Genomic DNA, 24,206 nt, shown 5'->3' with positions numbered 1-24,206 from the left:
TTTTTGTGAGCGGAATCGCGTTAGCATGGACCAAACCCACTACCTCAAAAGATCCCCATGACGATAAAACTCATCGCAATTGATATGGACGGCACGCTTTTGCTGCCCGATCACACCATTTCGCCCGGTGTTAAAGACGCTATCGCAAAGGCGCGTGAACAGGGCGTTAACGTGGTGCTCACCACCGGCCGCCCTTATGCAGGGGTTCATAGCTACCTGAAAGAACTGCACATGGAGCAGCCGGGCGACTACTGCATCACCTACAACGGCGCGCTGGTGCAGAAAGCCAGCGACGGCAGTACCGTGGCGCAAACGCCACTGAGCTATGACGATTATCGTTATCTGGAACAACTCTCCCGGGAGGTCGGTTCGCATTTCCACGCCCTCGACCGTAATACGCTGTATACCGCCAACCGCGATATCAGCTATTACACGGTGCATGAATCCTTTGTCGCCACCATTCCGCTGGTGTTCTGCGAAGCGGAGAAAATGGACCCGAACATGACGTTTCTGAAAGTCATGATGATTGATGAGCCAGCGGTGCTCGATAAAGCCATCTCACGTATTCCGGCAGAAGTGAAAGAAAAATACACCGTGCTGAAAAGCGCGCCGTACTTCCTGGAGATTCTGGATAAGCGCGTCACCAAAGGCACCGGCGTGAAATCCCTGGCGGATGCGCTGAACATCAAACCGGAAGAGGTGATGGCGATCGGCGATCAGGAAAACGATATTGCGATGCTCCAGTATGCCGGTATTGGCGTGGCGATGGGTAACGCGATTGATTCTGTCAAAGCTGTGGCGAATTTTGAAACCAAAACCAATCTCGAAGACGGCGTAGCGTACGCCATTGAGAAGTTCGTTCTGCAATAACTGCCGCTTATCCTGCCGCCTGGAGCCTTTCCGGCGGCCTGCTTCCCTGTCTCTCTGACGTTTTTACTCTCCTTGTTTTCACATTGATTACCCCCGCGATCCCTTCTTGATTGCGGATTGTTGTTTTTGTGATCTAAATTGTAGTACAACAATTACATGTTGTACTACATTGTTACCGTCGTCATGGCCACTTGCTTCACGTTTGTACTTCAAAATGGAGGCGGAAACCGGCGGTCACGGTAAAGTAAAGGGATGTGTGGATTACCAGGGAAAAGCCATGACACTGACCAAAACCGATCGCATCGCGATTACGCTGGGCCGCCAGATTGTGAGCGGGAAATATGTACCGGGCGCGGCGCTGCCCGCAGAAGCGGACCTGTGCGAGGAGTTTGAAACCTCGCGCAACATTATCCGCGAAGTGTTTCGCACGCTGCTTGCCAAGCGGCTGATCGAAATGAAGCGCTACCGGGGGGCGTTTGTCGCGCCGCGCAACCAGTGGAACTACCTCGATACCGAGGTGCTGCAATGGGTGCTGGAAAACGACTACGACCCACGGCTGATTAGCGCCATGAGCGAGGTGCGAAATCTGGTGGAGCCAGCCATCGCCCGCTGGGCGGCGGAACGCGCCACCTCAAGCGATCTGGCGCAAATCGAAGCGGCGCTGAACGACATGGTCGCCAACAATCAGGATCGCGACGCCTTTAACGAGGCGGATATTCGCTACCACGAAGCGGTGCTGGCTTCGGTGCATAACCCGGTGTTGCAGCAGTTGAATGTGGCGATCAGCTCATTGCAGCGCGCGGTATTTGAACGGACCTGGATGGGCGATGAGGCCAACATGCCGAAAACCCTTCAGGAGCATAAAGCGTTATTCGACGCCATCCGTCATCAGGATGGCGACGCGGCGGAGCAGGCGGCGCTGAACATGATCGCCAGCTCCACCCGCAGGCTTAAGGAAATCACATGACATCTCGTTATATCGCTATCGACTGGGGTTCAACCAATCTTCGCGCCTGGCTGTATCAGGATGGGGAGTGCCTCGACAGCCGCCAGTCCGCCAGCGGTATCACCCGGCTGAACGGCCAGACGCCGGAGGCCGTACTGAATACCGTTACCGAAGGCTGGCGCGATGCGCATACGCCGGTGCTGATGGCGGGTATGGTTGGCAGCAACGCCGGGTGGATTAACGCCCCCTATCTGCCTTGCCCGGTTGCATTTAACGCGCCTGGCGAGCAGCTCACCGCCGTTATCCCGAACGTGTGGATTATTCCCGGCCTGAGCGTGGACCGTGACGATAACCATAACGTGATCCGTGGCGAAGAAACTCAGCTTATCGGCGCAGCCGCGTTAGCGCCCGCCTCGCTGTATATCATGCCGGGCACTCACTGCAAATGGGTGCAGGCCGATGCTGAACGCATACTCGATTTTCGCACCGTGATGACCGGTGAACTGCATCATTTGCTGCTTGCCCATTCGCTGGTGGGCGTCGGTATTGGCGAGCAGCAGGACGATCTTGCCGCGTTTGACGCTGGTCTGGAGCAGGGCATTAATGATGACGCCATTATCACGCGTCTGTTTGAAGTCCGCGCTTCACACGTTCTCGACACCCTGCCGCGCGCCCATGTCAGCGAGTATCTTTCCGGGCTGTTGATTGGCAACGAGGTAGCCGCGCAGCTGCGCCGCTCTCAACCCGCCAAATCGGAGCCCATCACCCTTGTCGCCAACCTCAGGCTGTGCGCCCGCTATCAGCGCGCGCTGGCGCGGCTGGGCTTTACCGCCCGCACCCTTGAGGGCGACCACGCTTTTCAGGCAGGTATAAGGAGCATTGCCTATGCGATGGCAAACTGAACTTCCCCTCATCGCGATTTTACGGGGCATCACCCCGGAGGAAGCCCCACAGCACGTGGGCGCGATTATCGCCGCTGGCTTTCAGGCGGTAGAAATTCCGCTCAATTCACCGAACTGGCAGCAGAGCATCCCGGAGATGGTGGATTTGTATGGCGATAAAGCCATGATTGGCGCAGGCACGGTGACGCAACCGGAGCAGGTGGCCCAACTGGCGCAAATGGGCTGCAAACTGATCGTCACGCCCAACATTAACGTGGCCGTTATCCAGCGCGCGGTGGAATACGGCATGACCGTGTGCCCCGGCTGCGCCACCGCCACGGAAGCTTTCGCGGCGCTGGACGCGGGCGCGCAGGCGCTGAAAGTGTTCCCGTCTTCCGCCTTTGGGCCGGCGTACATCAACGCGCTAAAAGCCGTATTGCCTGCCGATGTGCCGGTGTTCGCCGTCGGCGGCGTTACGCCGGAGAACCTGGCGCAGTGGCTGGACGCGGGATGTATCGGCGCGGGTCTTGGCAGCGATCTTTACCGGGCAGGGCAGCCGCTCAGCCGTACCGAGGAACAAGCACAGGCATTTATTCATGCGTATCGAGAGGCAGTGAAATGAAAATAACCAAACTCACCACGTACCGGCTACCGCCCCGCTGGATGTTTTTAAAAATCGAAACCGATGAAGGCATTGTCGGCTGGGGCGAACCGGTGATTGAAGGCCGCGCCCGCACGGTTGAAGCCGCGGTTCATGAGCTGGGCGAAATGCTAATTGGCCAGGATCCGGCGCGTATCAACGACCTGTGGCAGATTATGTATCGCGGCGGGTTTTATCGCGGCGGCCCGATATTAATGAGCGCGATTGCCGGTATCGACCAGGCGCTATGGGATATTAAAGGCAAAGTATTAAACGCGCCGGTCTGGCAATTAATGGGCGGCCTGGTGCGCGATAAAATTAAAGCCTACAGCTGGGTTGGCGGCGACCGTCCGGCGGAAGCGATCGCCGGTATCGAAACGCTGCGTAAAATTGGCTTCGATACCTTTAAATTAAACGGCTGCGAAGAATTAGGCGTGATTGACGATTCCCGTAAAGTTGATGCCGCCGTGAATACCGTGGCGCAAATTCGCGAAGCCTTTGGCAACACCATCGAATTCGGCCTGGATTTCCACGGTCGCGTCAGCGCGCCGATGGCGAAAATATTAATTAAGGAACTTGAACAATACCGACCGCTATTTATTGAAGAGCCGGTATTAGCCGAGCAGGCAGAATATTATCCGCGCCTGGCCGCGCAAACCCATATTCCGATTGCCGCAGGCGAACGTATGTTCTCGCGCTTTGAGTTTAAGCGGGTGCTGGAAGCGGGCGGCATCGCTATTTTGCAGCCGGATCTCTCCCACGCGGGCGGCATTACCGAATGCTTTAAAATCGCCGGAATGGCAGAAGCTTACGACGTCGGCCTGGCGCCGCACTGCCCGCTCGGCCCGATTGCCCTGGCGGCGTGTCTGCATATTGATTTTGTTTCCCGTAATGCCGTGCTACAGGAACAGAGTATGGGCATTCATTATAACCAGGGCGCAGAACTGCTCGATTTTGTTAAAAATAAACAAGACTTCGCAATGGATGGCGGCTATTTCCACCCGTTAATGAAACCGGGGCTCGGTGTGGAAATCGATGAACAACAGGTTATAGAACGCAGTAAAAGCGTGACTGACTGGCGTAATCCATTATGGCGACACGCGGATGGCAGCGTCGCGGAGTGGTAATTAGGCGCTCAGCGACAGTGAAATAAAAACGCCTCAGTCACAGCCGTAAAAAAATAATTCGATACATCACCCTCTGTATTTCACAGGGCATGGTGAGGGGCCTCGCCATGCCAAAATCTGGAGACAGAACATCATGGATATTTCTGTAACTGCGGCAAAACCTACGCGCCGCCGCTACCTGACGCTGGTTATGATCTTTATTACCGTCGTGATTTGTTATGTCGATCGCGCCAATCTGGCGGTGGCGTCCGCCCATATTCAGGAGGAGTTCGGCATTACCAACGCGGAAATGGGTTACGTCTTTTCCGCCTTTGCCTGGTTATATACGCTATGCCAAATCCCCGGCGGCTGGTTTTTGGATCGCGTCGGGTCGCGTTTAACCTATTTTATCGCCATTCTCGGCTGGTCGGTGGCGACCCTGTTCCAGGGCTTCGCCACGGGATTGCTGTCGTTAATAGGCTTACGCGCTATTACAGGCATATTTGAAGCCCCGGCGTTTCCTACCAACAACCGCATGGTGACCAGCTGGTTCCCGGAGCATGAGCGCGCTTCGGCGGTGGGCTTTTACACCTCCGGGCAGTTTGTCGGCCTGGCGTTTTTAACGCCGCTGTTAATTTGGATCCAGGAGCTGCTGAGCTGGCACTGGGTGTTTATTGTCACCGGCGGGATCGGCATCATCTGGTCGTTTATCTGGATCAAAGTCTATCAGCCGCCGCGCCGCAGCAAAGGCGTTAACCAGGCGGAGCTGGAGTATATCCGCGACGGTGGCGGTCTGGTGGATGGCGACGCGCCGGTTGAGAAAAAAGCGCGCACGCCGTTGACCCGCGCCGACTGGAAACTGGTTTTCCATCGTAAATTACTGGGCGTCTATGTAGGCCAGTTTGCCGTGACCTCAACGCTGTGGTTTTTCCTGACCTGGTTCCCGAATTACCTCACCCAGGAAAAAGGCATTGCCGCGTTAAAAGCCGGATTTATGACCACGGTGCCCTTCCTGGCGGCCTTCTTCGGCGTACTGCTGTCCGGTTGGGTCGCCGATCGGCTGGTGCGACGCGGGCATTCGCTGGGCGTGGCGCGCAAAACGCCGATTATCTGCGGGCTGTTGATTTCCACCTGCATCATGGGCGCAAACTACACCAACGATCCGGTGTGGATTATGGCGCTGATGGCGCTGGCGTTCTTCGGCAACGGGTTTGCGTCTATCACCTGGTCGCTGGTTTCCTCACTCGCCCCGATGCGCCTGATTGGTCTGACGGGCGGGGTGTTTAACTTCGTCGGTGGTCTCGGCGGGATTACGGTGCCGCTGGTCGTGGGCTATTTAGCGCAGGGTTACGGCTTCGCCCCGGCGCTGGTGTATATCTCGGCGGTGGCGTTGACTGGTGCCTGCTCTTACATTTTGCTGGTCGGGGATGTGAAACGGGTCGGTTAATAAAATCAGGCGCCTGCCATCGGGCGTCTGTTTTTTTAGCGTACTATGATGAGCATTACCGTCATCAGAACGAGCCTGTCTATGAAACAACTTACTTTTGCCCCCCGTCACCATCAACTCACCAATATCAATACCTGGACGCCGGACAGCCGCTGGCTGGCGTTTGACGTGCGCCCGTCCGGCGCGTCATTTACCGGTGAAACCATTGAGCGGGTCAATGTAGAGACGGGAGAAGTGGACGTGCTCTACCGGGCGACCGGGGGGGCGAATGTTGGCGTGGTGACGGTGAACCCGCAGAAAGCGCAGTATGTGTTTATCCACGGCCCGGAAAACCCGGACGCAGGCTGGCAGTATGATTTCCACCATCGTCGCGGCGTAACGCTGGAAAACGGCATCGCCCAAAACCTGGATGCCATGGATATTACTCCGCCGTTTACCCCCGGCGCGCTACGCGGCGGGAGCCACGTGCATGTGTTCAGTCCGGACGGCGAATGGGTGAGCTTTACCTATAACGACCATGTGCTGCATGAGCATGATCCGGCGCTCGATTTACGTAACGTCGGCGTGGCGCTGCCTTTTGGCCCGGTAATGCCGCCCTGCGTTCACCCCCGTGAATACGCCGGGCAATACTGGTGCGCCCTGGTCAGCCGTACTACGCCAGAACCGAAACCGGGCAGTGATGACATCAATCGCGCTTATGAAGAGGGGTGGGTGGGCGCACACGGTTATCGCAAGCCGGATGGCAGCGTGCAGCGCCGGGCGCTGGCGTTTATTGGCGATACGCGCAGCGCGACGGGCGAGAAAATCCCCGAACTGTTTATTGTCGATTTGCCGGCGCGCGAAGCCGACTGGAAACAGGCTGGCGCTGAGCCGCTTGAAGGCACTGAAACCACGCTGCCCGCGCCGCCTGCGGGCGTGGTCCAGCGGCGGCTTACCTTCACGCATTCGCGTGCATATCCAGGCCTGGCGACCACGCCGCGCCACTGGGTGCGCAGCAATCCGCAGGGCGATGCCATCGCGTTTTTAATGCGTGATGAACGGGGTATCGCGCAGCTGTGGCTGATCTCGCCAAACGGCGGTGAGCCGCAGCAGTTAACCGCTGGCGACGCGGGGGTGGAATCGGCGTTTAACTGGCACCCGAGCGGCGAATGGCTTGGTTTTATTCAGCAGGGGAGCGTGGTGCTGTGCGATGCCAAAACCGGCGCGATTACGCCGCTGACGCAGCGGCATTCACCTTCTGGGGAGGCGGTAGTCTTTTCACCGGACGGCAAAACCGTGGCCTGGATGGCGCATAAAGACGGTTATCAGCAGCTTTGGATGGCGGAAACCGGTCACTGATAGTTAGCGGGCGGGATCACGCTGTTAACGGCGTGGTTCTTCTGTTCACTCTCTTCAACACGCGACTTTACTGATTTATCGGTACGAAAGATATCCCAGGGTAATAAAACCGTGTCCATTACGGCGGTAAAGGGTAAGTCCAGTGCAATCAACGGCTTAAAACCCCAGCTGATGTTATCATCGCCAAGATGCGCGGCGCTGGTGCGCGTCCCGGGGTAGACGCCTTTCTCGCCGCCGCCGGTATGCGTCATCACGCTGGAGCAGCCGCCCAGTAGGGTGAGCGTGTAGCTAAACAGCAAAATTCGTATCAAAGTTTTCATTGTGATTGTTATCTACAGTCGTGGCATCGTATCGATCAAGCGGAGACCTCGTTTTCTCCCCATCTCCGCAGGTTGCGGTTATGTCACTTAATCGGCTTTTTCCCATTGCGCTAAAACCAGTCTACGCAAAGAAACGTAAACCAACAAAAAATCATCTGTTTTAAGACTTGAAACGGCGACCTGCACCACCATTTTAAGAAAACAGTCATCAAAGACGTGCCGACAGGACGTTATGACTTACCGCCTGTCCCGCCGGGAAGGCAAACCATTTCTCGCTGATTTCAGGAGCTTATTTCTATGCGTAATTTCGATCTCTCCCCGCTGTACCGTTCCGCGATTGGTTTTGACCGCCTGTTCAACTTGCTGGAAAACAACCAGAGCCAAAGCAATGGCGGCTACCCTCCGTACAACGTAGAGCTGGTTGACGAAAACCATTACCGCATTGCGATTGCCGTCGCCGGTTTCGCCGAGAGCGAACTGGAAATCACCGCCCAGGACAACATGCTGGTCGTGAAGGGCGCGCACGCAGCTGAACAGAAAGAGCGTACCTATCTTTACCAGGGTATCGCCGAGCGTAACTTCGAGCGCAAATTCCAGTTGGCTGAAAACATCCACGTTCGCGGCGCGAACCTGGTCAACGGCCTGCTGTATATCGATTTAGAACGCGTCATTCCTGAAGCGAATAAACCGCGTCGTATTGAAATCAACTAATTCCCTGGGCCGCGTCGTGCGGCCTTAATCCTCGTGCTTGCCGATTGGGAGCACACTGCGAGCGTGAGCTTGCAGGTATTGACTCGCTTCATTGAAGGAGAATAACCATGCGTAACTATGATTTATCCCCGCTTCTGCGTCAGTGGATTGGTTTCGATAAACTGGCTAATGCGCTGCAAAGCACCGCGGAAACCCAGACGTTTCCCCCGTACAACATCGAAAAAGCGATGATAACCACTACCGCATTACCCTGGCAGTGGCCGGGTTCCGCCAGCAGGATTTAGATATCCAGCTTGAAGGCACGCGCCTGACCGTGAAAGGCACCCCGGAGAAACCGGAACAGGAGCCGAAGTGGCTGCATCAGGGGTTAGTGACTCAGCCGTTTAACCTGAACTTCACCCTGGCCGAGCATATGGACGTTTCCGGCGCCACCTTCAACAATGGTCTGCTGCATATCGACCTGGTGCGTCATATCCCGGAGGCCATCGCGCCGCAGCGTATCGCCATCAGCGAACGCCCCGCGCTGAATAGCTAATCCGTACGGCGCGCTCCCCACTTCGGGAGCGCGCCTCTCCGAACTACTCCGATCGTATTACATCCCCCCGCAAACTGTGCGCTAACCCCCATTCATTCCGCTATAGCTCTGCCAGAATCCCGGATAACAATCGTGTGTTTCACAGGGAATCGGTATGAGTGAGATAGCGTTAACGGTTTCGATCCTGGCGCTGGTGGCGGTAGTCGGGTTATGGATCGGCAATGTCAAAATTCGCGGGGTCGGGCTCGGTATCGGCGGCGTGCTGTTTGGCGGCATTATCGTCGGTCATTTTGTCGAGCAGGCCGGGATTGGCCTTAACGGCCATATGCTGCATTTTATCCAGGAGTTTGGGCTGATCCTGTTCGTGTATACGATAGGCATCCAGGTCGGGCCGGGCTTTTTCTCCTCGCTGCGCGTTTCCGGGCTGCGGCTTAATCTGTTCGCCATCCTGATTGTGGTGCTTGGCGGCGCGGTCACCGCGATTCTCCATAAGCTGTTTGATATTCCCCTGCCGGTAGTACTGGGGATTTTCTCCGGCGCAGTCACCAACACACCCGCGCTGGGCGCAGGGCAACAAATATTGACGGATTTAGGCACGCCGACTGCCGTTGTCGATCAGATGGGGATGAGCTACGCCATGGCTTACCCGTTCGGCATTTGCGGCATTTTGCTGACCATGTGGCTGATCCGCCTGGTTTTCCGCATCAATGTTGACCGCGAAGCAGACCAGCACGACGCCAGCAACGGCTTCAGCCATGCCCAACTCCATACTATTAATATTCGCGTCGAAAACCCGAACCTCAATATGCTGGCTATCCAGGATGTCCCGATCCTGAACAGCGACACCATTATCTGTTCGCGGTTAAAGCGTGAAGATGTGCTGATGGTGCCGTCACCTACCACCGTCGTCCAAATCGGCGATTTGCTGCATCTGGTTGGGCGCGAGAACGATTTGCACAACGCGCAACTGGTGATCGGCAAAGAAGTGGATACCTCGCTGTCGACTCACGGCACCGAATTGCGCGTTGAACGGGTGGTGGTGACCAACGAAAAAGTGTTCGGTAAAAAAATCCGCGATCTGCAATTTAAACAGCGCTATGACGTCGTGATCTCGCGGCTTAACCGCGCCGGGGTGGAGCTGGTGGCAAGCAATAATACCAGCCTGCAATTTGGTGACATTCTCAATCTGGTGGGACGTCCGGCCTCTATCGACGCCGTGGCGGCGGAAGTGGGCAACGCCCGGCAAAAATTGCAGCAGGTGCAGATGCTGCCGGTGTTTATCGGCATCGGGCTGGGCGTGCTGTTAGGATCTATCCCGCTGTTTATCCCGGGTTTTCCGGCGGCGCTGCGGCTGGGCCTGGCGGGCGGACCGCTGATTATGGCGCTGATCCTGGGCCGTATCGGCACTATCGGCAAGCTGTACTGGTTTATGCCGCCCAGCGCTAACCTCGCCCTGCGTGAGCTGGGGATTGTGCTGTTCCTGTCGGTGGTGGGGCTGAAATCCGGCGGCGATTTTGTCGATACGTTGCTGGCCGGTAGCGGCGTCAGTTGGATTGCCTATGGCGTGATGATCACCGCCGTGCCGTTAATCACCGTTGGCCTGCTGGCGCGCATCTTCGCCCGCATGAACTACCTGACCTTGTGCGGGATGCTGGCAGGTTCGATGACCGATCCGCCCGCGCTGGCGTTCGCCAATAACCTCCACGCGACCAGCGGCGCGGCGGCGCTCTCTTATGCCACGGTCTATCCGCTGGTGATGTTTTTACGCATCATCACGCCGCAACTGCTGGCGGTGCTGTTCTGGGGAATGGGTTAATACGCCTCTTTCTCCATACAAAACCGGCGTTAACAGCGCCGGTTTTTTTATCGATAAAATAATGCCAGGCTATAAAAGATTTCCGGCTCCGTCGTGCCGGGTATAAGGAATGAACATGAAAATTTCGCAGATCGGAGAAGCGCCGGATTACCGTTTCTCGCTCGCCAATGAACGCACATTTTTGGCCTGGATCCGCACCGCGCTGGGGTTCCTGGCGGCGGGGGTGGGGCTCGATCAGCTTGCCCCGGAGCTCGCCACGCCGCTGGTGCGGGAAATCATGTCGCTAATGCTGTGTATTTTTTCCGGCGGCATCGCGCTGTACGGCTATTTGCGCTGGCTGAACAATGAAAAGGCGATGCGCCTGAAGCAGGATTTTGTTTATACCCGCAGCCTGAAAACCATCAGTGTCGCCATGATGCTGATTGCGGCAGTGGTAATCGCGATGGTGATACTCGGTGGCTGACCCGCAGCGCGATCCGGGGTTACAACCCGAGCGCACCTCGCTGGCCTGGCTGCGCACGCTGCTGGGCTATGGCGCGCTGCTGGCGTTAGCGTTGCGCCACAGCTGGTATCAGGCAGGCGCGCTGTTCTGGCTGTCGCTAGTGATACTGGCGCTGGTCAGCGCGCTGATTTACGTGTTTGTCCATAAACGCAACCTGATGGATATTGCGCGCTGCGACTTTTCAGACCAGCGCTCGCTGCGCGGTAAATTGCTTATTGCCCTGGCGGTGGTGATGCTGGCGCTGCTGTTTTGCGTATCCCACCTGCATAACATCCTGACGCTGTTGGATTAAACCATATGGCTTTGCTGCTGCTCGCGATGCGCCAGCGGTAGCCAGCACAGCAAAATCACGCCGCCCATCGCCGTCATCAACATACCCAGGCTGCCCTGCCCGGTTTGCGGTAGCAGCGCGGAGAACCAGGCCAGCAGCCCGGACCCCACGTTTTGCAGGCCGCCGACCAGCGCGCCTGCGGTGCCTGCCAGGAATGGAAACGGCTCCATCGCGCCGGTGGTGGCAAGGGGGAACAGCATACCCGCGCCAAAGAAAAACAGGGTGGCGGGCAGCAGCAGCGTCCAGATATTCATGATGCCGAACCAGCCGGGGATCCACATCACTATCCCGGCCAGCAGGCAGCTCATTACCGATTGCCACATCAGGGAGGCAAAGCGTTTATTCTGGCGGCCTGCGTACCACGCGCCAAAAAACGCCGCCGGGATCGGCAGAATAAACAGCACGCTAACCACCATACTGTTCAGCCCCAGCACCGCGCCCATCAATACCCCGGCGCAGGCTTCAAACACCGCGATACCCGCCAGCCCGCCAATCAGCATCAGCAAAAAGCAGTTAAACGCGGCGTTGCCGAACATAGTTTTATAGCTGGCGATCAGCCGGGTACGCGGGGCCTGTGCCGGTCGGGTTTCCGGCATCCAGCGCGCCATGCTAAAGGTAACCATCACGCACAGCGCCAGTAAAAACGCAAAGCACGCCCGCCAGCCCCAGATCGTATCCAGTACGCCGCCAATCAGCGGCGCAAGCAGCGGGCTGACTAAAATGCCCATATTTAACAGGCTATTGGCGTGACGCAGCGCCGAACCTTCAAACAGGTCGCGCGGCATGGTGCGCGCCATCACGCCCGCCACGCCGGTGCCCATGCCCTGCAACGCGCTGGCGGCGATCAGCACCGGTAAACTGCTGGTACGCAGCGCAATCAGCGTGGCCAGTATAAAAATACCCATCCCCACCAGGATAACGGGGCGGCGGCCAACGCGGTCTGAGATCGGGCCATAAACCAGCTGTGAAAGGCCATAAGTGAGTAAATAGGCGGCCATAATGCTTTGCATCGCGCCTTCACGTACCTGTAAATCGCGGGCCATATCGGCAATTGCCGGGATATAAATGGTTTGCGCCATTTGCCCGACAGCAATAAGCATAATCAGCATTAACAGCAGATGAGAGTTCGTTAGCTTCTTCATGGCGATAAATCGAGTTTCTTATTTTTACGATGGAGTATTTTTCTGGATAGCACTTAAAAGCGAGAGGAATCTACCACAATACAGAGATATCGCCAGATCATCGCGGGTGACAGAGCGGGGCGGGATGTAAACGCCTTTCGGCAACAAATATTGCCAGAAAGCGCCAGATTACAGCAGATTACCGTTCAGCAGATGGGTTGCCAGACCCCAGTTTTCGATCTCCAGGGTTTGGCCGTGGCGAATCAGCGTTGAGTAACTGCAGTTGTGCGGGCTGTAGCGGGTAAAGGGCACACGGCAATCCGCGCCATCCAGTAGCCATAGCAGTCCCGCCAGCGTATTGCCGTGCGTAACCACGCAGGTATCGCCTTCAGCCTTCCAGCCGAGCAGTGCCTGACGCAGCCGGTTCGCCGCTTCCAGCACGCTTTCCCCGCCGGGTGGGACGACCGCCACATCACCTGCGAACAGCGCATCGCCCACGGCGGGATTGTGTGCCAGAATCTGCGCGGCGGTGAGCCCCTGAAAATCACCAAGGTGCTGTTCATGCAGACGTGGGTCAAGGTGGAGCGTGGCGGAATGCGCCTGTGCAATGGCCTGCGCGGTGGTCAGCGCGCGCCGGGATGGGGAGCTTATTACGGCGCTGAAGGTGTAACCGGCCAACGCCCCAGGCAGCGCATCGATTTGCCGAAGCCCGCGTGCGCTGGTGGGACTTTCAAGCTGCCCCTGCAAAATACCGCGCTGATTCCACTCGGATTCCGCGTGGCGCACCACAATAAAACGCACCGACTCGCTCACAGACCTTTCCTTCGGAGAAAGGGGCTACCTTAGCACGTCAGCGAAACCTGAAAAAAGTCGGTGTTAAAGGAGGGCGGTTGCCCGCCCTCCTTTGGTGCGACTTGACCCTGAATTACCGGAGGTATTTCAGGACTGCATCAAGCAGTTGCAGCAATGCAACAATGAGTTTAAGGACAAGGATAACCCAATCCATTCCGCTCATACGCGTCTCCTCTGGTCAAGGAGCACGCCGCTGACGTACCTTTCCGTTGCCTGTTGCCAGCAGCTTTGTTGGCGTAACACAGTGTGCTCTCACGGGGTTAAAGCACTGACGGCACCACCCGTTTCAGCCAGGACTTGCTTTGCGCCGCACATCACGGCCCCGTATCGCACACGGTGAACAGCAACTTCAGTATAGATAAATACTGTATAAATGAACAGTATTTTCTGGACGACTTACTTATTGAGATCTATAGTTAACCTGCCTGAAACCGCCGCAATGTTTGCGATAGCGGTCAATTGGTCGTATAGTTACTAAGTTGACGTAACACAGTGTGCTTTTGCGGCGACCATCCGCAAAACCGCTCCAAAAAACCTCGCTTCTCGCGGGGTTTTTTGTTTTTCAGCGCTGCCTGAATTTCTCCGTGCCTTAAGCGTTAATCCTGATTTTTCCCTGCTGCGTTGGGTTGGTTCCGTTTGTGATAGATCTCACGGATTTTTTTCTGCACGCAATAAACCCCTTGTCAGCAATGCAACGCTGTGTTTGTATAAATTTTACCGTTGATCGAGAACTGAGATCCCATGACCGCATTCATGCACGCTTCTGACCTACTACTAACCGCGCAACCTGCCGCGGTGGTCGTCGTGCGTGTGGTGGTGGTCGTCGGCAATGCGCCGTAGGGTCCCGAGTCAACGCATTGATTCCAAAAACCCCGCCGGCGCAACCGAGCGGGGTTTCTTGTTTATCTCGCCCGGAAAGTAAAGCTGGCCCAGAAAGAGAAAGGACTGGAGCATGGCGACAATGGGCACAACTTCCCCAACACAACGCTTTACCGGCGCGCAACTGATCGTTCATTTACTGGAACGTCAGGGCATTACGACCGTTACCGGCATCCCCGGCGGCACTGTCCTGCCGTTATACGACGCGCTGAGCCAGAGCACGACAATTCGCCACGTTCTGGCGCGCCACGAGCAGGGCGCGGGCTTTATCGCCCAGGGCATGGCGCGGACTCAGGGCAAACCGGCGGTGTGTATCGCCTGTAGCGGGCCGGGCGCGACCAACCTGGTCACGGCGATTGCCGACGCGCGGCTCGATTCGATTCCCATGGTCTGCATCACCGGCCAGGTCGCGACCTCAATGATCGGCGCAGACGCGTTCCAGGAAGTCGACACCTACGGCATCGCCATTCCCATTACCAAGCACAACTATCTGGTGCGCCATATCAGCGAGCTGCCGCAGGTGATCAGCGACGCGTTCCGCATCGCCCAGTCAGGCCGTCCGGGGCCGGTGTGGATTGATATTCCGAAGGATATCCAGAACGCGGAAATCGATATCGAGCGCTTTCCTGAGCCGGGCCGCTGTGCGCCTGCCCCGGCGTTTAACCCGCAGCAGGTGGCCGATGCGGCGGCGATGATCAACCAGGCGAAGCGCCCGGTGCTGTATCTGGGCGGCGGCACAATCAACGCCGCGCCGCAGGTGCGTAAACTGGCGGAACAGGCCAACTTGCCGACCACCATGACGCTGATGGCGCTGGGCGTATTGCCCACCGATCACCCGCTTTCGCTCGGCATGCTGGGGATGCACGGCGCGCGCAGCACCAACTTTATTTTGCAGGAAGCGGATTTGCTGATTGTACTCGGCGCGCGTTTTGATGACCGGGCGATTGGCAAAACCCAGGAATTCTGCCCGAACGCCAAAATTATCCATGTGGATATCGATCGCGCCGAACTGGGCAAAATCAAACAGCCGCATATCGCCATTCAGGGCGACGTGGCTGAAGTACTGACTCAGCTGACGCCGCGCATTATGCCTACTGAACGTGCGCCGTGGCGTGCGCTGGTGGCGTCGCTGCAACAGGAATTCCCGTTCAATATGCCCAACGCCGACGATCCGCTGTGCCATTACGGTTTGATTAAGGCGGTAGCGGCCTGCGCGGACGAGGATGCCATCATCACTACCGATGTGGGCCAGCATCAGATGTGGGCGGCGCAGGCCTATCCGCTGCGCCGTCCGCGTCAGTGGCTGACGTCAGGCGGTCTCGGCACCATGGGCTTTGGCCTGCCTGCGGCAATTGGCGCGGCGCTGGCCGAACCGGAACGCCAGATTATTTGTTTCTCCGGCGACGGCAGTCTGATGATGAACATCCAGGAGATGGCGACCGCTGCCGAGAACGGCCTGAATATCAAAGTGATCCTGATGAACAACCAGGCGCTCGGGCTGGTGCATCAGCAGCAAAGCCTGTTCTACAAGCAGAACGTGTTTGAAGCCACTTACCCAGGCATGACCAATTTCATCAAAATTGCCGAAGGCTTCGGGATGAGCAGTTGCGATTTGAACGAGGCGCAGGATCCGCAGGCGGCGCTGCGTGAAGCCATGGCGCGCCCGGGCCCGACCCTTATCCACGTAAGAATTGATGCGCAGGAAAAAGTGTACCCGATGGTTCCGCCAGGTGCGGCCAATACAGAGATGGTAGGAGAATAAGCCATGCAACAACAAAACGTAATTCTGGAACTGACGGTACGCAACCACCCTGGCGTGATGTCGCACGTGTGCGGGCTGTTCGCCCGACGGGCGTTCAACGTGGAAGGCATTCTTTGCTTGCCGTTGCCGGACGGCGACCACAGCCGCATCTGGCTACAGGTAGCGGAGGACCAGCGTCTTGAGCAGATGGTCAGCCAAATCGACAAGCTGGAAGACGTGATCCAGATTATCCGTCATCAGGACGATCCCGGCGTATTCAACAAACTGGAATTGTTCTTCCAGTAATGCGCTGACTTTTTGCATCACGCGAAAAGTTACTTTACCCTCGGGCTGACGATACACCGGCTGCGGCCTTAACACCGCAGCCCGTTAGCCTGGCGGGTGTCTGTGATCAAAACGCTGCATATTGAAAATTATCGTTCCATCAAGCGGTTGTCGCTGGATCTTGAGCGGCTGAATATCGTTTTTGGCCCGAACGGCACCGGTAAGTCCAACATCTACAAAGCGATTCACCTGATGCACAGCGCCGCGCAGGGGGCGTTCTCGCAGGATCTCGCCGCAGAAGGCGGCATTCTTAAAGTATTCTGGGCCGGGCATAGTCGGCGTGATGAAAAACGCCGCGTCACCCTGGCGGTGGAAACCGACCGCTATGAATATGAACTCCAGTTCGGTTTTGTTGAGAAAGTGCCTTATCCTTCGCTGTTTAACCTCGATCCGGTGATCAAAGAAGAGAGCATCTGGCTGAGCGATCATCAACGCCGGGCGTCGGCGCAGCTGATGCGCCGTAAAAATCAGGCGGTGTTTTTAAACAATGTCCACCACGAGAAAGTCACTCACAGCGGCACGCTGTATGAGAACGAATCGGTGTTCGGGCAGCTGGGCGAACCGCATCTGTACCCGGAAGTGTCACAAATGCGTGAAGCGATGCGTAACTGGCGGTTTTATCATGAGTTTGCGGTATCGAAAAACTCCGCGCTGCGCGAGCCGCAGGTAGGATACCGCTCCCCGGTATTAGCCAGCGACGGCGCGAACCTGGCGGCGGCATTTCAGACCATCGTTGAAATTGGCGATGAAGATCTGCTGATGGCGATCCTCGATCAGGCGTTTCCCGGCTGCCGGTTCTTTTGTGAAAATCCGGGCGGGCGCTTTCAACTGTTAATGCAGCGCGATGGCTTAACCCGCCCGCTGGAGCCTGCTGAGTTTTCTGATGGAACGCTGCGTTTTTTATGCCTGGCCGTGGCGCTGTTAAGCCCGCGTCCTCCGGCGTTTATCGCGCTGAATGAACCAGAAAACAGTCTGCATCCGCAAATGCTGCCCGCGCTGGCGAAACTGATCGCCGAGGCCGCGCGGTTTTCGCAAATCTGGCTGACCAGCCACTCGCCGGAACTGGCAAATCTGATTGAGCAACACAGCCGGTTCACGCTGTATCAACTGGGGATGGAAGAGGGAGAGACGCAGGTAACGCGTCTCTCGTAGGGATTAATGCAGTATGGCTTCGCCGGTAAGGTTTTCTAACGCGCTGAGCATATCGCGCGCTTCGTCCTCGTCGAGAATGCTCATGGCAAACCCGACGTGGACCAGCACCCAGCAGCCCAGCAAATCTCGCGGATGATCTTCACAGACCAGCGCGATATTCACCTGGCGCTGGACGCCGCTGACTTCAACCGTCGCCAGCTCGTGGATCGCTTCGCCGGCGGCAATAATTTTCCCCGGAACGCCCAGGCACATAATTAACTCCTGTAATGCTTAACTCAGGCGACTTTGCCGCGCAGTAAGGCCCGACGGCTCATATTGACCGGCGCGTCGCGCCGAACCGGTAACGACAGCGCCAGGCTGACGCTGTTTTCCGCCAGCGTAATGGCCTGTTCGGCGTCGAGATGCGGATCGAGCGGCGACATCAGCGAACAGGCGACGTAATGCAGCTCCGGCGTTAACTCGCCGACGCGAAACGCCATATCGCCCGCCGGGAAGGACAGCGCCAGCCGGGAACCCACCTGACGGCGCGGCCACTGCTGGTCGGGGCCAGGCAGCACCATCAACTCCAGCATCCACGGCGTTAACATCGCCCCGACCCACTGGTCTTCAAAGCGCTGAAAACCGCAGGCTTTGATCGGCATATGCGCCTGATAAAACGGCAGCGCGGCCATTTGCTGTTCGGCGACGCGGTGAAAATGCGCCTCCAGCGCCGCCGCCGGGCTGCTGCGCCAGCCTTCTACGTCCCGGATCAGATCGTCGCGCATGGTTCATCCTGCCGTTGTATTGCTGTTCCGTGCTCCGCCAGCAGGCGCTGCACTTCGCGCAGCGCCACGTCCAGCGCCCGCCGGGCGGTAGCAGTCAGCGTCATGCCCGGCGCCAGAGACGCCGGTTCGATGCCAATCAGAATCAACTTCCGGGGGTACTCCCCGGTCATTTTCAGCGCCATCAGCACATCGCACAGGCCAAGCTGATGCGGGGAGAGTTTCTCGGTAAACAGCGCGGGCACCTCGTCATCTTCGAGGATAAACACGCTGCCCGCCTCGTGATTGCTGCGCACCGCATCCACCACGATCAGCAAATCCCGGTCCGCCATGGCCTCCATCAGCTCCATGCCGGAGGTGCCGCCGTCAAACAGTTCGACCTCCGGGGGGAGCTGATAGTGCGCTTCCAGGGCCTGAATGGCGCGAACGCCAATCCCCTCGTCGCTCAGCAGCAGATTGCCAATCCCTAATACCAGTGTGCGCATTACAGCACCTTAACCTTGCTCAGCTCTTTACCGGTGAGATCCACCATATGCACCGCGCAGGACATGCACGGGTCGAAGGAGTGCACAGTGCGCACCACTTCCAGCGGTTTTTCCGGGTCAGCGACGGTGGTGCCGATCAGCGCGCGCTCGTAAGGGCCCGGCTCATCGTTAAAGTTGCGTGGCCCGGCGTTCCAGGTAGAGGGAACCACCGCCTGATAGTTAGCGATCTTGCCGTCTTTAATCACAATCCAGTGGGACAACATGCCGCGCGAGGCTTCTTCAAAACCCACGCCGCGAATTTCGCCCGCCGGGAATTCCGGCTTCACGAAGGTCTCATAATCGCCGCGCTTAATGTTGTCGATCAGCAGTTGATACTGCTGGGTCAGTGAATCCTGCAATACGCCGGTACGCACGGCGCGGCCCAGAATACGGCCCCAGGTGGATTGCAGCTGATCCGGCGTTAGCGTCTGGCCGGTCAACGTCTGGTACAGCTTGCTCATGCCTTCGTAATGGGCGACGGTGCCTTCATGTTTCGCCGCCAGGCCGCACAGCAGCCAGGCCAGCGGGCCGACTTCCACCGGTTTGCCGTAAAACGTCGGCGCTTTCACCCACGAGTATTTGCCGTCTTCCTGCCAGCCGGTGTACTGCGGCCTGGTTTCGCCTTCCCACGGTTTCAGCGGTTGGTCGTCTTTGTACCAGGCGTGTTTGCCACTCTCTTCGATGCCGTCGATCAGGTATTTATCGGTATGACTGGTGATAGGGCGGAAAGTGGTGAAATCCGCGCCTTTCATATAGCCGCCCGGGATAGCGAAGGTTTCGCCTTTGCGATCGACCGGCAAATCCGGCACCGCCAGGTAGAAATCGGCGGCTTTACCCAGTTGCAGCCACTGCGGGTAGCTGGCGGCGAAAATCACCGCGTCCGGCTTGTACACCTGTTCGATAAAGTCGCCCAGCTTGTCGATAAACGACTTCACGTACATCAGCCGCTCAAGGTTCAGCACGCTCGGCGCGTCGAGGTTGATCGGGTTCGCCACGCCGCCGACCGCCAGGTTCTGGATGTGCGGGGTTTTACCCCCGAGGATCGCCACGATGCGGTTAGCATCGCGCTGGCACTCCAGCGCCTGTAAATAGTGCGCCACGGCAATCAGGTTTACTTCCGGCGACAGCTTCATTTCGCTGTGGCCCCAGTAGCCGTTGGCGAAAATGCCCAACTGACCGCTGTCCACCAGCGCCTGAATTTTCTGCTTCACTTTGGTGAATTCCGCCGCGCTGTTCAGCGACCAGCTGGAAACGCCTTTCAGCATCGCTTCGGCTTTTTCCGGGTCGGCCTTCAGCGCCGAGGTGATATCCACCCAGTCGAGCGCAGAAAGCTGATAGAAATGCACGATATGGTCGTGGATCTGGTGCGCGGCGAGGATCAGGTTGCGGATGTACTGGGCGTTAACCGGGATCTCCATTTTCAGGGCGTTTTCCACCGCGCGTACCGAGGCGATAGCGTGAATAGTGGTGCACACCCCGCAGATACGCTGCACGATAATCCAGGCATCGCGTGGATCGTGGCCTTTAACAATCTCTTCCATGCCGCGCCACATGGTGCCGGAGGACCACGCCTTAACCACCTTACCCTGCTCAATTTCACAGTCGATCCGCAAGTGGCCTTCGATGCGAGTAATGGGATCAATAGTGATACGTTGACTCATAATTTTATCTCTTCCTTAATGCGTTCTGACCGGGCCTGTTGCGCAGGTAAAATTGGCAGTAAACGGGTAAGTAATACGTATGCGGCGATTTCAACGGCGACAAAGCCGATGGAAATCAGGATTTCGCTGGCGGTGGGGAAATAGTGATAGCCATTGCCCGGGTCGTAAGCGAGCAGCGAATAGTTCATACGCCACAGCGCCGCGCCGAGCAGCAGGCAGACCGCGCTGATAAACAGCCCGCGCGCGCTATGGCGCATGGCGCTTTGCAGCATCACCAGCGGTAACGCCAGCAGCACGATTTCGGCAATAAACAGCCAGGCGTAGCGATCGCCGGCAAACACCAGCGGCAGCTTGCCGTGCCACACCACTTCGCCGATGCGCAGCACCAGGAACAGGCACAGGAATACCTTGATCACATTGGTGAGCTTACGGAACAGCGGCGTTTCATCCTGTTGGATGGTATTGCTGGCTTTCAGCAGCGAGCCTTCGAAAATCACAATCGAGAAGCCCATGATGAACGCCGTTAACAGCGAGAACAGCGGCAGCAGCTCATAACTTTGCCACAGCGGATGCACCTTATAGCCCGCCACGATCATCAGCGAACCCATAGAGGACTGGTGCATGGACGGCAGCAGCGCGCCGAGGCCGATGATGAAAAACATTACGCTATTCAGACGGCGCAGCGACACTTTCCAGCCCAGCCGTTCCAGCAGCGCAGGCAGCAGCTCAAGGCTCATCACGCCGATGTAGATGGTCATACAGACGGCGGTTTCAAACAGCACCGAGTTGGGGTTGAAGTGCGCGGGCATAAAGAAGTTGGGCATATTCCAGTAGCGGCCCAGGTCGATAGTGATCGACAGCCCGCCCATGGAGTAACCGAACAAACTCGCCAGCAGCGCCGGGCGCACCAGGTCGTGGTATTCGCCGCGGTTGAACACATACACCGCCCAGGCGAGCGCCCAGCCGCCGCAGGCGAAGCCGGTGCCGATCAGCAGGTCGAAGGCGATCCAGATGCCCCACGGGTAACCGCCGTTGAGATCGGAGACATCGCCAATCCCCATCACCAGACGTTTGGCGACCAGCAGGAAACAGATAATCACCAGCGGCGCGAGCACCTTGATGCTAAAGCTAAACAGCTTACCGCCGAGGGGACGAAGCGCATGGTCACTCATGGCCATCCTCCTTGTGTTGTTCATGCTGAATACGGGAGTTGCGGCGCACCAGGAAAGTGATGCCCGCCAGCGCCGCCACCGGCAAAATCATGCCTTTATACAGCGAGTGCTGGACGTGCTCGGAACGCGCCCCGGTCGCCAGCGGATCGAGCGCAGGCAGCCCAAAGTGCTCAAACTGAACGCCCGACAGCACCAGCACCTGGGTGCCGCCGCCTTCCATTTCGCCATAAATATGCGACTGATAATGGGCAACCGGATGCAGATAGACATCCTGGCCATTCACCCGCTGGCGTGGATAGGGGTACTCGCTGCCAGGCTGCTGGGCGAGGCGTTTTTTGGCCTCCGCCAGCAGCTCCTCGCGGGTGCCGAAAATCACCGCGCCGGTGGGGCAGACCTCGGTACAGCCGGGCAGACCGCCTTTATCGAGGCGCTCAACGCCTTTCTGATTGCACAGTTCGCACTTGTGGATATAGCCGAACGGATGATCGTAATCGTATTTCGGCACGTTGAACGGGCAGGCCACCATGCAGTAGCGGCAGCCGGTGCAAATGTCTTTGTCATATTGCACGATGCCGGTCTTCGGGTTTTTGGTCAGCGCCGAGACCGGGCAGGCGGAGACGCAGTTCGGGTCGACGCAGTGCATGCACTGTTTCTTGATAAACGCGTAACCGTCTTTTTCCTGATTTTTGTGGGTGCCGTCGCCGCTGCGCCAAATCTGGATGATGTTATTGGTGTAGGGGCTGAGCTTATCGTTCACCGACCAGGTGTTATCGCCGTGGGCATAGGTATCCCCACGGTATTCGCTGGTTTGCGGATGGTTAATTTCCTGGCATTTGCTGACGCAGGCCTGGCAACCCACGCACAGGGTCGAGTCAAACAACATGCCGAGCGCACCGGGGATCGGTGGGCGGTTTTCTGCTGCGGCTTGTACGGCGGGAGCCATCCCTGCTAATACTGCGCCCCCGGAAGCCAGCTTAAAGAAGTGACGCCGGTTCAATGCTTCTCCTCCCGATCCGCAGCGGATTTATCGGCTGGATTTTTACGGCCAAGCTGTTTCACCGCCATCACGCTGACGCCGCCGACTGCGCCGACTACCGCGCCCAGCAGCCCGACCGCGCTCATGGAAACCGCGCCGCCTTCCGGGCGATTCACCTCCGGCACCTGCGCGCGCGGCGTGGGCTGGTGCACTTCGGCCAGCTGGAAGATGCCTTTTTTAAAGCCGATGCCTTCTTCGTTACAGCCGTAGCAGGGGTGCCCGATGCCGACCGGCCAAATCCCGCCGCCCACGTCGCAAAATTCCAGCGTCGAGCAGTTGCCGTAGGTTTCCGGCCCTTTACAGCCTAAATGGTACAGGCACCAGCCCTGACGGTGGCCCTCATCGCCGAATTCACGGGCAAAACGCCCGGCGTCGAAATGCGGGCGGCGCTCGCAGTTTTCGTGGATCAAACGTTCATAGGCGAACAGCGGACGGTTTTTGGCATCCAGCTTCGGCGGACGGTTAAAAGTGATCACATGCGCCACGGTCGCCAGGAAGTTATGCGGGTTCGGCGGGCAGCCGGGAATATTGATGACCGGAATGTTGGGGATCACATCCTGTAGCGAAACCGCGCCGGTCGGGTTCACGCCCGTCGCCGGGACGCCGCCCCAGGCCGCGCAGGAGCCGATCGCAATCACCGCCGCCGCATTGGCCGCCGCTTCGCGGATGTGCTCGACAATAGGTTTACCTGCCACCATGCAGTAAATGCCGCCGTCTTTCAGCGGAATTGACCCATCCACGACCAGCACAAATTTGCCTTTGTACTGTTCCAGGGCGCGGTGTTTGTTTTCTTCCACCTGGTGACCAAAGGCGGCGGAAAGCACCTCGTGGTACTCAAGGGAAATCACATCCAGCACCAGATTTTCTACCGTGGGATGCGTTGAGCGTAAAAGTGATTCCGTACAACCGGTACATTCCTGCGCGCCAATCCAGACCACCGGCGGACGGGACGGCGAAGACATCGCCTCAACCATCTCCGCGGATGCGGTGCCTGTTAACCCCATCGTTGCCGACAATGCTGCACATAGCGTCATGAAATCACGACGTGAAATACCATTATGATAAAAAGCCTGTTGTCCTTCGGACATGCTGTTCTCCCGAAAGCCTCTGCTCTGAAATCCCCGGATGCAGGCAAGCTATCGTCCCTGCGACGTGAGGTTTCACGAGCATAAAGTCCTTGTTTTCGTTGTGGGCTATACAGTGAAACTTTTGATAATTATTTTTTTGACACTTATCAACGAAACTTTAATTGATTCCGCGAGATGAACAATATTGTGAGACTGAACGTTTCAGTCATCCTGTTAGATGAATATTCCGATGAATAAAAAAGTTAATCCTGCGCAAAATATAACCCGTAAGGGGTATCCAAAAATAATAATCGAATAATTGAGAAGAATTATTGATAACGTACGCCGGGCGGCTTATCACGGGGGTTGATGATAACCTGGTTAAATAATGTTATTGGCTTTCAGTAATTCCACCTTGTTATCCATCAATGAAAAATAAATGGATGTCAGGC

25 protein-coding genes and 2 pseudogenes are annotated in these 24,206 nt (G+C 57.3%); 16 read left to right on the top strand and 11 right to left on the bottom strand.

The genetic code is table 11. The features are described 5' to 3' along the window. Positions 1–57: 57 nt before the first annotated feature. From yidA to GV764_RS01490, 7 genes and pseudogenes are all read left to right on the top strand, one after another. Positions 58–870 (top strand): sugar-phosphatase, encoded by an 813-nt coding sequence (gene yidA / locus GV764_RS01520; protein ID WP_161658780.1) that lies wholly within the window; start codon positions 58–60, stop codon positions 868–870. Positions 871–1,147: 277 nt separating this feature from the next. Next, entirely contained in the window at positions 1,148–1,837 is a 690-nt protein-coding gene (gene dgoR, locus GV764_RS01515) for a D-galactonate utilization transcriptional regulator DgoR (RefSeq protein WP_161658779.1), read from the top strand. Continuing rightward, a complete protein-coding gene (locus GV764_RS01510; protein ID WP_161658778.1) occupies positions 1,834–2,718 on the top strand; it encodes a 2-dehydro-3-deoxygalactonokinase in 885 nt (294 codons plus the stop codon). Before dgoR ends, GV764_RS01510 begins: the two co-directional genes overlap by 4 nt. Beyond that, positions 2,702–3,319: a 2-dehydro-3-deoxy-6-phosphogalactonate aldolase gene (locus GV764_RS01505; protein ID WP_161658777.1), complete on the top strand. Its 618-nt coding sequence runs from the start codon at positions 2,702–2,704 to the stop codon at positions 3,317–3,319. Before GV764_RS01510 ends, GV764_RS01505 begins: the two co-directional genes overlap by 17 nt. After that, on the top strand, positions 3,316–4,464 hold the full coding sequence (gene dgoD / locus GV764_RS01500; protein WP_125292890.1) for a galactonate dehydratase: 1,149 nt from the start codon (positions 3,316–3,318) through the stop codon (positions 4,462–4,464). Before GV764_RS01505 ends, dgoD begins: the two co-directional genes overlap by 4 nt. An 89-nt stretch (positions 4,465–4,553) precedes the next feature. After that, positions 4,554–5,890, top strand: a pseudogene (locus GV764_RS01495) (MFS transporter). Between the two features lie 81 nt (positions 5,891–5,971). Further along, the gene (locus GV764_RS01490) at positions 5,972–7,228 is read left to right on the top strand and encodes a DUF3748 domain-containing protein (protein WP_161658775.1); all 1,257 of its coding nucleotides are present in this window, start codon (positions 5,972–5,974) and stop codon (positions 7,226–7,228) included. Here GV764_RS01490 and GV764_RS01485 read toward each other — a convergent pair. After that, complete coding sequence (locus GV764_RS01485; RefSeq protein WP_161658774.1) at positions 7,222–7,548, bottom strand: YceK/YidQ family lipoprotein; 327 nt, start codon at positions 7,546–7,548, stop codon at positions 7,222–7,224. The two genes, GV764_RS01490 and GV764_RS01485, sit on opposite strands and share 7 nt — an antisense overlap. A 297-nt stretch (positions 7,549–7,845) precedes the next feature. On the opposite strand from GV764_RS01485, the gene ibpA reads away from it, so the two are divergent. From ibpA to GV764_RS01460, 5 genes and pseudogenes are all read left to right on the top strand, one after another. Continuing rightward, positions 7,846–8,259, top strand: a complete 414-nt coding sequence (gene ibpA, locus GV764_RS01480; RefSeq protein WP_002435514.1) for a small heat shock chaperone IbpA — start codon at positions 7,846–7,848, stop codon at positions 8,257–8,259. Positions 8,260–8,366: 107 nt separating this feature from the next. After that, a pseudogene (gene ibpB, locus GV764_RS01475) lies at positions 8,367–8,794 on the top strand (small heat shock chaperone IbpB). 154 nt (positions 8,795–8,948) lie between these two features. Beyond that, a complete protein-coding gene (locus GV764_RS01470) occupies positions 8,949–10,610 on the top strand; it encodes a putative transporter (protein WP_161658773.1) in 1,662 nt (553 codons plus the stop codon). A gap of 115 nt (positions 10,611–10,725) precedes the next feature. After that, a complete protein-coding gene (locus GV764_RS01465) occupies positions 10,726–11,073 on the top strand; it encodes a YidH family protein (protein WP_161658772.1) in 348 nt (115 codons plus the stop codon). Continuing rightward, complete coding sequence (locus GV764_RS01460; protein ID WP_161658771.1) at positions 11,066–11,404, top strand: DUF202 domain-containing protein; 339 nt, start codon at positions 11,066–11,068, stop codon at positions 11,402–11,404. Before GV764_RS01465 ends, GV764_RS01460 begins: the two co-directional genes overlap by 8 nt. Here GV764_RS01460 and emrD read toward each other — a convergent pair. The 3 genes from emrD to tisB form a co-directional block, all read right to left on the bottom strand. Beyond that, positions 11,401–12,585 (bottom strand): multidrug efflux MFS transporter EmrD, encoded by a 1,185-nt coding sequence (gene emrD, locus GV764_RS01455; protein ID WP_161658770.1) that lies wholly within the window; start codon positions 12,583–12,585, stop codon positions 11,401–11,403. The genes GV764_RS01460 and emrD overlap by 4 nt on opposite strands. Positions 12,586–12,753: 168 nt before the next feature. Beyond that, positions 12,754–13,377, bottom strand: a complete 624-nt coding sequence (locus GV764_RS01450; protein ID WP_161658769.1) for a histidine phosphatase family protein — start codon at positions 13,375–13,377, stop codon at positions 12,754–12,756. Positions 13,378–13,489: 112 nt separating this feature from the next. Next, positions 13,490–13,579, bottom strand: coding sequence for a type I toxin-antitoxin system toxin TisB (gene tisB / locus GV764_RS01445; protein WP_125292879.1), 90 nt, complete (start codon positions 13,577–13,579; stop codon positions 13,490–13,492). 578 nt (positions 13,580–14,157) lie between these two features. Here tisB and ivbL point away from each other — a divergent pair. The 4 genes from ivbL to GV764_RS01425 all read left to right on the top strand — a co-directional run bounded on the left by ivbL (position 14,158) and on the right by GV764_RS01425 (position 17,533). After that, positions 14,158–14,256 (top strand): ilvB operon leader peptide IvbL, encoded by a 99-nt coding sequence (gene ivbL, locus GV764_RS01440; protein ID WP_125292878.1) that lies wholly within the window; start codon positions 14,158–14,160, stop codon positions 14,254–14,256. A 112-nt stretch (positions 14,257–14,368) separates the two neighbouring features. Then, positions 14,369–16,057: an acetolactate synthase large subunit gene (ilvB, locus tag GV764_RS01435; RefSeq protein ID WP_161658768.1), complete on the top strand. Its 1,689-nt coding sequence runs from the start codon at positions 14,369–14,371 to the stop codon at positions 16,055–16,057. A gap of 3 nt (positions 16,058–16,060) precedes the next feature. Then, complete coding sequence (ilvN, locus tag GV764_RS01430) at positions 16,061–16,342, top strand: acetolactate synthase small subunit (RefSeq protein WP_002435498.1); 282 nt, start codon at positions 16,061–16,063, stop codon at positions 16,340–16,342. Positions 16,343–16,444: 102 nt separating this feature from the next. Continuing rightward, the gene (locus tag GV764_RS01425; RefSeq protein WP_161658767.1) at positions 16,445–17,533 is read left to right on the top strand and encodes an AAA family ATPase; all 1,089 of its coding nucleotides are present in this window, start codon (positions 16,445–16,447) and stop codon (positions 17,531–17,533) included. A 3-nt stretch (positions 17,534–17,536) separates the two neighbouring features. Here the strand turns inward: GV764_RS01425 and hybG are convergent, their stop codons facing one another. From hybG to hybO, 7 genes are read right to left on the bottom strand one after another with little or no spacing between them, the layout of a single operon-like run. Continuing rightward, positions 17,537–17,785 carry a hydrogenase maturation factor HybG gene (gene hybG / locus GV764_RS01420; RefSeq protein WP_161658766.1) on the bottom strand — a complete coding sequence of 83 codons (249 nt, stop codon included), beginning with the start codon at positions 17,783–17,785 and terminating at the stop codon, positions 17,537–17,539. Between the two features lie 23 nt (positions 17,786–17,808). After that, on the bottom strand, positions 17,809–18,297 hold the full coding sequence (gene hybE, locus GV764_RS01415; RefSeq protein WP_161658765.1) for a hydrogenase-2 assembly chaperone: 489 nt from the start codon (positions 18,295–18,297) through the stop codon (positions 17,809–17,811). Then, positions 18,282–18,779 (bottom strand): HyaD/HybD family hydrogenase maturation endopeptidase, encoded by a 498-nt coding sequence (locus GV764_RS01410; RefSeq protein WP_161658764.1) that lies wholly within the window; start codon positions 18,777–18,779, stop codon positions 18,282–18,284. The genes hybE and GV764_RS01410 overlap by 16 nt, the downstream gene beginning before the upstream one ends. After that, positions 18,779–20,479, bottom strand: coding sequence for a hydrogenase 2 large subunit (hybC, locus tag GV764_RS01405; RefSeq protein WP_161658763.1), 1,701 nt, complete (start codon positions 20,477–20,479; stop codon positions 18,779–18,781). The genes GV764_RS01410 and hybC overlap by 1 nt, the downstream gene beginning before the upstream one ends. Next, positions 20,476–21,651: a Ni/Fe-hydrogenase cytochrome b subunit gene (gene hybB / locus GV764_RS01400; RefSeq protein ID WP_161658762.1), complete on the bottom strand. Its 1,176-nt coding sequence runs from the start codon at positions 21,649–21,651 to the stop codon at positions 20,476–20,478. The genes hybC and hybB overlap by 4 nt, the downstream gene beginning before the upstream one ends. Further along, positions 21,644–22,648, bottom strand: a complete 1,005-nt coding sequence (hybA, locus tag GV764_RS01395) for a hydrogenase 2 operon protein HybA (protein ID WP_161658761.1) — start codon at positions 22,646–22,648, stop codon at positions 21,644–21,646. Before hybA ends, hybB begins: the two co-directional genes overlap by 8 nt. Beyond that, positions 22,645–23,775 (bottom strand): hydrogenase 2 small subunit, encoded by a 1,131-nt coding sequence (gene hybO / locus GV764_RS01390; protein ID WP_125292870.1) that lies wholly within the window; start codon positions 23,773–23,775, stop codon positions 22,645–22,647. The genes hybA and hybO overlap by 4 nt, the downstream gene beginning before the upstream one ends. Positions 23,776–24,206: the final 431 nt, after the last annotated feature.

The sequence above is a fragment of the Atlantibacter hermannii genome, from assembly GCF_009907385.1.
Classification (GTDB): domain Bacteria; phylum Pseudomonadota; class Gammaproteobacteria; order Enterobacterales; family Enterobacteriaceae; genus Atlantibacter; species Atlantibacter hermannii_A.
Note: the sequence above shows the minus strand (reverse complement) of the source record. Positions and strands in the feature narration are given on the sequence as shown.